This window comes from Micrococcus sp. HMSC31B01, assembly GCF_001816085.1.
GTDB lineage: Bacteria > Actinomycetota > Actinomycetes > Actinomycetales > Micrococcaceae > Micrococcus > Micrococcus luteus.
On sequence record NZ_KV824998.1, the window covers coordinates 1 to 7,871 of the forward strand.

Consider the following 7,871-nt stretch of genomic DNA (forward strand, 5'->3'; position numbering starts at 1 on the left):
CGGGTCCCACGCCGTGGGCGCGGCGGAGGACGACGCCGTCCGGCGCTGACCCGCTCCCCGGCGCGCCCGCGAGGGGCGCCCGGGGCCCCGGTGTCCCACATGGTGGACATTCGGCGTGTCACAGAACGTCCGGTTCCGCACAGTGGGACGTCGCGCCCGGTAGCGTCTCTTCCACCTCGGGGCCGTCGGCCCCGAGCGTCGGGGCCAGCGCCGTCCCCGTCCGAGCCCCTGCTCTCCGGAAAGGACGGCACCATGCCCGTGGCATCCTCGCCCGCCTCGGCCCCCCGCGCGGGGGGACCGGTGGATCCCTTCGTCCGCTATGCGGACGTCCCCGCCGCCCAGGGCCTCTACGACCCGTCCCGGGAGACCGAGAACTGCGGCCTCGCCGTCATCGCCACCCTGCGGGGCACCCCGGGCCACGACATCGTCCAGCACGCGCTGACCGCCCTGCGCGCGCTCGAGCACCGCGGGGCGGTGGGCGCCGACGAGGGCACCGGCGACGGCGCCGGCCTGCTGACCCAGATCCCCGACGAGCTGTTCCGTGCCGTCGTCGACGCCGAGCTGCCCCCCGTGGGCGAGTACGTCGCCGGCACCGCCTTCCTGCCGCCCGTCGACGGCGAGCGCGCCGAGGCGAAGGAGGCCGTCGAGCGGCTGGCCGAGGAGGAGGGGCTGCAGGTCCTGGCGTGGCGCGAGGTGCCCACCGACCCCTCGGCCCTGGGCGTCGGCTCCCGGGCGGCCATGCCCGCGTTCGAGCAGCTGTTCCTGTCCCTGGCGGACGGTCAGGACGGCACCGAGCCGGGGCAGTCGCTGGACGTGCGGGCGTGGCGGGTGCGCCGCCGCGCCCAGTCCCGCGCCGGCGTCTATTTCCCCTCGCTCTCGTCCCAGACGATCGTCTACAAGGGCATGCTGACGACGGCCCAGCTGGAGCCGTTCTACCCGGACCTCTCCGACGAGCGGTTCACCACCCGGCTGGGCGTGGTCCACTCGCGGTTCTCCACCAACACCTTCCCCTCGTGGCCGCTGGCCCAGCCGTTCCGCACCATCGCGCACAACGGCGAGATCAACACGGTCAAGGGCAACCGCAACTGGATGCGCGCCCGTCAGGGCCAGCTCAAGCACCCGATGCTCGGCGAGGTCCCCGAGGACCTGTTCCCGCTGATCAGCCCCATCGGCTCGGACTCGGCCTCCTTCGACGAGGTCGCGGAGCTGCTCATGCTCTCCGGGCGCCCGCTCACCCAGGCGATCATGATGATGATCCCGGAGGCGTGGGAGAACCACGCGACCATGGACCCGGCCCGCCGCGCCTTCTACCAGTACCACTCCATGCTCATGGAGCCCTGGGACGGACCGGCCGCCGTCGCCTTCTCCGACGGCACCCAGGTGGGCGCCGTGCTGGACCGCAACGGCCTGCGCCCCGCCCGCTGGTGGGTCACCGACGACGGCCTCGTCGTCCTGGCCTCCGAGGTCGGCGTCGTGCCGATCGAGCCCTCGGCGGTGGTGCGCAAGGGGCGCGTGGCCCCGGGGCGCATGTTCCTCGTGGACACCGAGCAGGGCCGGATCATCGGCGACGACGAGATCAAGGCCGAGGTCGCCTCCGCCCAGCCGTGGGAGGACTGGGTGCGCCAGAACCTCCTGGACCTGGAGTCGCTCCCCGAGCGCGAGCACGTCCGCCACACCTCCGAGTCGATCCTGCAGCGTCAGCGCATCTTCGGGTACACCTCGGAGGAGCTGCGCATCCTCGTCGGGCCGATGGCCCAGACGGGCGCCGAGCCGCTCGGTGCGATGGGCACGGACACGCCCATCGCCGTCCTCGCCAAGCGGCCCCGGCTGCTCTTCGACTACTTCGTGCAGTCCTTCGCCCAGGTGACGAACCCGCCGCTCGACGCGATCCGCGAGGAGCAGGTGACCTCGATGCGCACCGCGATCGGCCCGCAGGGCAACGTGCTCTCCCTCGAGCAGGTGCGCACCCGCCAGGTCGACGTCCCGTTCCCCGTGATCGACAACGACCAGCTGGCCCGCATCCAGCACCTGCGCGACGCCGACGGCACCCGCCTGACCCTCAAGGTGAACGGCGTGTACCGGGTGGCCGGAGGCGTCGAGGAGCTCCGCGCCCAGCTGAAGGCGATCTGCGAGCAGGTCTCGGCCGCCGTCAACCGCGGCGTGGAGTACGTGGTGCTGTCCGACCGCGGCGCCACCGCCCAGTGGGCGCCGATCCCGTCCCTGCTGCTGACCTCCGCCGTGCACCACCACCTGCTGGCCTCGGCCAACCGCACCAAGAGCTCGCTGATCGTCGAGGCGGGCGACGTGCGCGAGGTCCACCATGTGGCCGTCCTGCTCGGCTACGGGGCCTCCGCGGTCAACCCGTACCTGGCCATGGAGTCCGCCGAGGAGCTCGTGCGCACGGGAGAGGTCTCGGGCGTCACCGCCGAGCAGGCCGTGGCGAACCTGATCAAGGCGCTCGGCAAGGGCGTCCAGAAGATCATGTCCAAAATGGGCATCTCCACGGTCGCCTCCTACACCGGCGCCCAGACGTTCGAGGCGCTCGGCCTGTCCCGGCGCTTCGTGGACCGCTACTTCGTGGGCACCACGAGCCCGCTCGACGGCGTGGGCATCGACGTCGTCGCCGCCGAGATCCAGGCGCGCCACGAGTTCGCGTATCCGCCGGACGGCAACGACATCAACCCGTACCGCGAGCTCGAGGTGGGCGGCGAGTACCAGTGGCGGCGCGAGGGCGCGCCGCACCTGTTCAACCCCGAGACCGTGTTCCGCCTCCAGCACTCCACGCGGGAGCGGCGCTACGACGTCTTCAAGGACTACACGCGTCGCGTGGACGACCAGGCGGAGGAGCTCATGACCCTGCGCGGGCTCATGCGCCTGCGCACGGGCGAGCGGCCGCCGGTGCCCGTCTCCGAGGTGGAGCCCGTCGAGTCGATCGTGCGCCGCTTCTCCACCGGCGCGATGTCCTACGGCTCCATCTCGCAGGAGGCGCACGAGACCCTCGCGATCGCCATGAACCGCCTCGGCGCCCGCTCGAACTCGGGCGAGGGCGGCGAGGACCCCGAGCGCCTGCTGGACCCGGAGCGCCGCTCGAAGATCAAGCAGATCGCCTCGGGCCGGTTCGGCGTCACCAGCCTGTACCTGGCCACCGCGACCGACCTGCAGATCAAGATGGCCCAGGGCGCCAAACCCGGCGAGGGCGGCCAGCTGATGGGGACCAAGGTGTACCCGTGGGTCGCCCGCACGCGGCACTCGACCCCGGGCGTCTCCCTGGTGTCGCCGCCGCCGCACCACGACATCTACTCGATCGAGGACCTGGCGCAGCTGATCCACGACCTCAAGCGGGCCAACCCGACCGCGCGGGTCCACGTCAAGCTCGTCTCCGAGTCCGGCGTGGGCACGGTGGCCGCGGGCGTCGCCAAGGCGCGCGCCGACGTCGTGCTCATCTCCGGCCACGACGGCGGAACGGGCGCCTCCCCGCTGAACTCCCTCAAGCACGCGGGCACCCCGTGGGAGATCGGCCTGGCCGAGGCGCAGCAGACGCTCATGCTCAACGGCCTGCGCGAGCGCGTCACCGTCCAGGTGGACGGGCAGCTCAAGACCGGCCGGGACGTCGTGATCGCCGCACTGCTCGGGGCCGAGGAGTTCGGCTTCGCGACCGCCCCGCTCGTGGTCTCCGGCTGCATCATGATGCGCGTGTGCCACCTGGACACGTGCCCCGTGGGCGTGGCCACCCAGAACCCCGAGCTGCGCGCGCGCTTCACGGGCAAGCCCGAGTTCGTCGTCAACTTCTTCGAGTTCATCGCGCAGGAGGTCCGCGAGCTGCTCTCGCAGCTGGGCTTCCGCACGCTCGACGAGGCGATCGGCCACCGCGAGCTGCTCGACGTGGACGCGGCCCTGCACCACTGGAAGTCCGAGGGCCTGGACCTCTCGGGCATCCTCGCGGACCCCTCCGTCGGCCGGCGTCCGGGCCACGAGGACGCGCCCATGCGCCGCACCACCGAGCAGGACCACGACCTCGCCTCCCACATCGACCACCGGTTCATCGCCCGGCTGGGGGACACGCTCACGACGGGCACGCCCGTCGTGATGGACGAGGCCGTCGTGAACACGGACCGGTCCGTGGGCACGCTGCTGGGCTACCACGTCACGAGCACGCGGCTCGCCGACGAGCTGGACGACGACACGATCACCGTGCGCCTGACGGGCGAGGCCGGCCAGTCCCTCGGCGCCTTCCTGCCCGCCGGCGTCACCCTGCGGCTCTCGGGCGACGCCAACGACTACGTCGGCAAGGGCCTGTCGGGGGGACGCGTGATCGTCCGCCCCGACGCCGAGGCCCCGTTCGTGGCCGAGGAGAACACCGTGGCCGGCAACGTGATCGGCTACGGCGCCACCTCGGGCCAGCTGTTCCTGCGCGGCCGCGTGGGGGAGCGGTTCCTCGTGCGCAACTCCGGCGCCACCGCGGTGGCCGAGGGCATCGGCGACCACGGCCTGGAGTACATGACCGGCGGTGAGGCGCTGATCCTCGGCGAGACCGGCCGCAACCTCGCCGCCGGCATGTCCGGCGGGCGGGCCTGGGTGCTGGACCTGGACCGGGAGGACCTGAACCCACTCGCCGTCCGCGAGGACGCCCTGATCCTCGAGGCGCCGTCCGCGCAGGACCGGCTGCGGATCGCCGAGCTGCTGGAGCTGCACCGCGCGGAGACGGGCTCCGCCGTCGCCGCCGCGCTGCTCGCCGACCTGCGGGCCGGCGGGGACGCCGCCGACGCCGCGTGGGACCGCTTCACGACCGTCCTGCCCCGGCAGTACGACCTCGTGCTGCGCACCCGTCAGGCCGCGACGGCCGAGGGACTCGACCCGGACGGGGAGGCCGTCTGGGACCGACTGCTGGAGGTGACCCGTGGCTGATCCGCGCGGATTCCTGAAGAACCGGGAGCGCGTCGAGCGCCCCACGCGTCCGGTGCCGGTGCGCATCATGGACTTCAAGGACGTGTACGTCCGCCAGGACGAGGCGATCGTGCGCACCCAGGCCGGCCGGTGCATGGACTGCGGCATCCCGTTCTGCCACTCCGGGTGCCCGCTGGGCAACCTCATCCCGGAGTGGAACGACCTGGTCCGGCGGAGACGCTGGGACGAGGCCGCCGCGCGACTGCACTCGACCAACAACTTCCCCGAGGTCACCGGGCGGATCTGCCCCGCCCCGTGCGAGGACTCCTGCACCCTGGGCATCAACCAGCCCGCGGTCACCATCAAGCAGACCGAGGTGGCGATCGCGGAGCAGATCTTCGACAACGACTGGCTCGAGCCGGTCGTGCCGGCCCGCCTGAACGGCCACACCGTGGCCGTCGTCGGCTCGGGCCCGGCGGGACTGGCCGCGGCGCAGCAGCTCACCCGCGCCGGCTTCACCGTGGTGGTCTACGAGCGCGACGAGCGCCTCGGCGGCCTGCTGCGGCTGGGCATCCCGGACTTCAAGCTGGAGAAGGACGTCCTGGACCGGCGCCTGGCGCAGATGGAGGCCGAGGGCACCCGGTTCCGCACCGGCGTGGAGATCGGCGTCGACCTGCCCTGGGACCAGCTCAAGGCCCGCTTCGACGCCGTGATCGTGGCGACCGGCGCCCCCGTGGCCCGCGAGCTGCCCGTCCCCGGCCGCGGCCTCGACGGGATCCACCTCGCCATGGACTACCTCGTGCAGTCCAACCGCGCGGTCGCCGGCGACGAGGTCCCGGACCAGATCTCCGCCGAGGGGCGCCACGTGGTGATCCTCGGCGGCGGCGACACGGGCGCGGACTGCATCGGCACCGCGCACCGCCAGGGGGCGGCGTCCGTGACGACGCTGGTGATCGGCCAGCAGCTGCCGGTCGAGCGCCCCGTCCACCAGCCGTGGCCCACGATCCCCAAGGTCCACCAGCAGACCACGGCCGACGCCGAGGGCGGCGCCCGCGCGCACCTTGCCTCCACGGTCGAGTTCCTCGGCGACGAGCACGGCCGCGTGCGCGCCCTGCGCGTGGCGGAGACCGAGTACCGCGAGGACGGCACGCGCGGGCCCAAGGCGGGCACCGAGCGCGAGGTCCAGGCAGACCTGGTGCTGCTGGCGCTGGGCTTCACCGGCATCGAGGAGGGGCTGCTCACGCAGCAGCTCGGCGTGCACGTGACACGCGGGCTCGTGGCCCGGAAGGACGGGTACGAGACCGACGAGCCGGGCGTGTTCGCGTGCGGCGACGCCGGGCGCGGCGCCTCCCTGGTGGTCTGGGCCATCGCCGAGGGGCGTGCGTGCGCGCAGGAGGTCGACGAGTCGCTCGAGCGCTGGTCCCGACTGCCGCACCCCGTGGACCCGGACGACCGCGGCCTCGTCCTCGGCTGAGTCCTCCGTCTCATCTTCCGACGCCACGCGGGCCCGCCCTCCACCGAGGGCGGGCCCGCCCCCTATCGTGGGTCGCATGCGACACGCGAAGATCATCGCCACCTTTGGGCCCGCCACCGACTCCGACGAGACCACCCGCGCCATCATCCGCGCGGGGGCGGACGTCGTCCGCCTCAACATGAGCCACGGCGACCACGCGGTGCATGAGACGTCCTACGAGCGGGTGCGTCGGCTGAGCGTGGAGGAGCGGCGCCCGGTCGCGATCTTCGCGGACCTCCAGGGCCCCAAGATCCGCCTCGGCCGCTTCACCGACGGCCCGCATCTGCTCGAGAGGGGCGATCGGATCACCATCACCACCCGGGACGTGCCCGGGACCCGCGAGCTGGTCGGCACCACCCACAAGGGGCTGCCCGGGGACGTCGCCCCCGGTGACGTGCTCCTGGTGGACGACGGCAAGGTGCGCCTGCGCGCCGTCGAGGTCACGGACACGGACGTGCTGGCCGAGGTCGAGGTGCCGGGCATGGTCTCGGACAACAAGGGGATCAACCTGCCCGGCGTGGCGGTGAACGTGCCGGCCCTGTCCGAGAAGGACGAGCGGGACCTGCGCTGGGCGCTGCGCACCGGCGTGGACATGGTGGCGCTGTCCTTCGTGCGGGACGCCGCGGACGTGGACCGGGTGCACGAGATCATGGACGAGGAGGAGCGCCGGGTCCCGGTCATCGCCAAGATCGAGAAGCCCCAGGCGGTGGAGAACCTCGAGGCCATCGTGGACGCGTTCGACGCCATCATGGTGGCCCGCGGCGACCTCGGCGTGGAGCTGCCGCTCGAGGACGTGCCCGTGGTGCAGAAGCGCGCAGTGGACCTCGCCCGCCGCTGGGCGAAGCCGGTCATCGTGGCCACGCAGGTGCTCGAGTCGATGATCGACAGCCCGCGCCCGACGCGCGCCGAGGCCTCGGACTGCGCCAACGCCGTGCTCGACGGCGCGGACGCCGTCATGCTCTCGGGCGAGACCTCAGTGGGCGCGTATCCGGTCGAGACGGTCCAGACGATGGCCCGGATCATCGAGTCCACCGAGACCCACGGCCTCGAGCTCATCCACCCGCTCGGCTCGCGTCCGCGCACGCGCGGCGGCGCGATCACCCGGGCCGCCGTCGAGGTCGCGAACCAGCTCGAGATCCCGTTCCTCGCCACGTTCACCGAGTCCGGCGACTCGGCCCGTCGGCTCAGCCGCCTGCGGCCGCGTCAGCCGATCTACGCGTTCACCCACCACGAGCACACGCACAACATCCTGTGCCTGACGTGGGGCGTCTATCCGAAGATGGTCCCGTTCCAGGACTCCACCGACAAGATGACCCTCCAGGTGGAGCAGTCGCTCACATCGGAGGGCATCGCCCAGCACGGCGACCTCGTGGTCATCGCCGCCGGGTCCCCTCCCGGGGCCGTGGGCTCCACGAACACGCTGCGCGTGCACCGCGTGGGCGGCGACGCCGCGGGCGGCTCGTCCGCGGCGTCG

General features: G+C 72.8%; 3 protein-coding genes. All 3 read left to right on the forward strand.

All coding sequences use genetic code 11. The features are described from left to right. Positions 1-252: 252 nt before the first annotated feature. The gene (gene gltB / locus HMPREF3105_RS03065; RefSeq protein WP_049147614.1) at positions 253-4,905 is read left to right on the forward strand and encodes a glutamate synthase large subunit; all 4,653 of its coding nucleotides are present in this window, start codon (positions 253-255) and stop codon (positions 4,903-4,905) included. Next, on the forward strand, positions 4,898-6,358 hold the full coding sequence (locus HMPREF3105_RS03070) for a glutamate synthase subunit beta (protein WP_070708756.1): 1,461 nt from the start codon (positions 4,898-4,900) through the stop codon (positions 6,356-6,358). Before gltB ends, HMPREF3105_RS03070 begins: the two co-directional genes overlap by 8 nt. A 76-nt stretch (positions 6,359-6,434) precedes the next feature. Then, on the forward strand, positions 6,435-7,871 hold a 1,437-nt coding region (gene pyk, locus HMPREF3105_RS03075), incomplete at its 3' end, for a pyruvate kinase (protein ID WP_070708757.1).